The 1,640-nt window shown below is 70.4% G+C and carries 2 protein-coding genes; both read right to left on the reverse strand.

What is annotated here, in order from left to right:
- Positions 1–242 precede the first annotated feature (242 nt).
- On the reverse strand, positions 243–536 hold the full coding sequence (locus tag I53_RS17245; protein WP_043352813.1) for a DUF2218 domain-containing protein: 294 nt from the start codon (positions 534–536) through the stop codon (positions 243–245).
- A 258-nt stretch (positions 537–794) separates the two neighbouring features.
- Positions 795–1,640, reverse strand: an 846-nt coding sequence (locus I53_RS17250) for an FAD-linked oxidase C-terminal domain-containing protein (protein ID WP_043352815.1), incomplete at its 5' end; no start/stop codon positions are given.

The following is a 1,640-nucleotide window of genomic DNA, read 5'->3' on the forward strand; positions in this document are numbered from 1 at the left end:
GCCGCCCGCACCAGGGCCGGACGGGCGAGCGTNCCGGGCACCAGCGCTCCGGCGCCTGTCAGCAAGGTGCGTCGCTTCATGGATCGATCCCGTCTTCGGCGGCGACCGATCTGGCCGCAAGCCGGACTCGCGTGCAAGTGGTGCGCCACCTGGTGCGCCACCGCTGCGGGCCGTTCCGGATCGCGAGACCCCGCCCGGGCCGGGGGCCGGACGGGTCGAACGTGACCGCGCTGCGCGGGCTCTCAGGCGGCGCGCGACCAGCGGATGTCGCCGAGGCTCTCGCGGAAGGCGAAGCGGGCGAGGTGGTCGGCCACGACGTTCTCCAGCCGGGTGAGGTTCACCGGGTCGGAGCTGTCGATGCGCATCACCAGGGCGTCGGGCTCGGCATCGAAGGTGCAGACGCGGTCCTCGCCGAACGGCACGGTGCCGTGCACGGGCGTCGCCTCGACCTTGAACTTGTGGCTCCAGTGCCGGCAGAGCTGCTGCAGGTAGCGGCTCGCCTCGTTGGTCTGCACGCGGGCCTGGGAGGTGGGCATTCCGTCGGTCTCCAAAGAGATATGAAAACAGCCTGTCGGTGACGGTTCGTCGCTCGATCTCGCATCTGCGAGATAGGAAGGCCTCTGAGCAATTGCCATGCCTGGCGCCGATGGACCCGTCTTTGTCGTCGTCGGTGAAGGTCTGTCCGAAGCGTTAGCAGCGGCTTAACGCAGCGGGCCACCCCGGCGGATGACGGCGCGGCGTTGCCGTCCTGCACCCGGCTCCGCGCCGAATTATGGCGCGATGCACAAAATTCCTCAGCGCGCCGTCGAAGCGTCGCGGTCGCCCCGGATGATGACCTTGCCGGGGTTGAGCAGGTCCTCGGGGTCGAGGGCGGCCTTGAGGCGCCGCATGAGGTCGAGCCCGACCGGATCGCCGTAGCGGGCGAGTTCCTCGCGCTTGATCAGGCCGACCCCGTGCTCGGCGGCGATGGAACCGCCGAGGTCGTGCACGATGTCGTGAACGATCCGGTTGAACCGGCCCCATTCGGCCAGGAACTCCGCCGCCGCCATGTCGGGCGGCTGGGACAGGTTGAAATGGATGTTGCCGTCGCCGAAATGGCCGAATCCGCAGGGTCGCAGGCCGGGCATCTCCGCCGTGCAGGCCGCGCCTGCCTGCTCCAAGAACGCGGGGAGCCGCGACAGCGGTACCGACACGTCGTGCTTGATCGACGCGCCTTCGCGGGTCTGCGCCTCGGGAACGCCCTCCCGCAGACGCCAGAGCGCGGCGTTCTGGGCGCCGCTGGTGCCGATCGTGGCATCCGCGATCACCCCGTCCGCCAGGACCTGCCCGAGGGCGGATTCCAGCTCGGCCTGCGTGTCGGCATCCGGGCGCGCGGACGCGACCTCGATCAGCGCGTAGGCGCCGTGCGCGCCACGCAGCGGCTGCACCGTCCCCGGGACGTGGCGCAGCACGATCTCCAGGGCGAAGGGCGGGAGGTATTCGAAGGCCGTCAGGTCGCGGTCCATCCGCGCCCGCAGGAACACGAACAGGTCGAGGGCGGCCCTGGCCGAATCGAGCCCCACGAAGGCGACGCTCGTGGAGCGCGGCCGCGGGAACAGCTTCAGCACGGCCGCGGTGACGATGCCCAGCGTCCTTCGAGC

The sequence above is a fragment of the Methylobacterium sp. B1 genome (genome assembly GCF_000333255.1).
Taxonomy (GTDB): Bacteria; Pseudomonadota; Alphaproteobacteria; order Rhizobiales; family Beijerinckiaceae; genus Methylobacterium; species Methylobacterium fujisawaense.

Excerpts from the sequence above, each read along its gene's own strand:
- I53_RS17245 (WP_043352813.1), bottom strand. The coding sequence starts at position 536 with ATGCCCACCTCCCAGGCCCGCGTGCAGACCAACGAGGCGAGCCGCTAC.